We start from the raw sequence: 264 nt of genomic DNA, 5'->3' as shown, positions 1-264 counted from the left end.
CTTGCCGCACAAGCACTCGTAGTCCTTCACCGGGCCGAAGATGCGGGCGCAGAACAGGCCGTCGCGCTCCGGCTTGAAGGTGCGGTAGTTGATGGTTTCCGGCTTCTTGATCTCGCCGTAGGACCAGGAGCGGATCCGCTCGGGGCTCGCGATCGAGATTTTCAGCTCGTCGAAGCTCTGCGGGCCGCTGACCTGGCCAAAAATGTTCATCAACTCGTTCATATCTGGGCTACTCCCACCGTTCAGCGCGTCTCGCGCCAGGAC

1 protein-coding gene is annotated in these 264 nt (G+C 61.4%); it reads right to left on the bottom strand.

Annotated features, from left to right (window positions below; all coding sequences use genetic code 11):
* On the bottom strand, window positions 1-210 hold a 210-nt coding region (locus R0J87_RS21465), incomplete at its 3' end, for a hypothetical protein (RefSeq protein WP_498888826.1).
* Window positions 211-264 lie beyond the last annotated feature (54 nt).

This window comes from Halomonas sp. SIMBA_159 (assembly GCF_046536035.1).
GTDB lineage: Bacteria > Pseudomonadota > Gammaproteobacteria > Pseudomonadales > Halomonadaceae > Vreelandella > Vreelandella venusta_A.
Note: the sequence above shows the minus strand (reverse complement) of the source record. Positions and strands in the feature narration are given on the sequence as shown.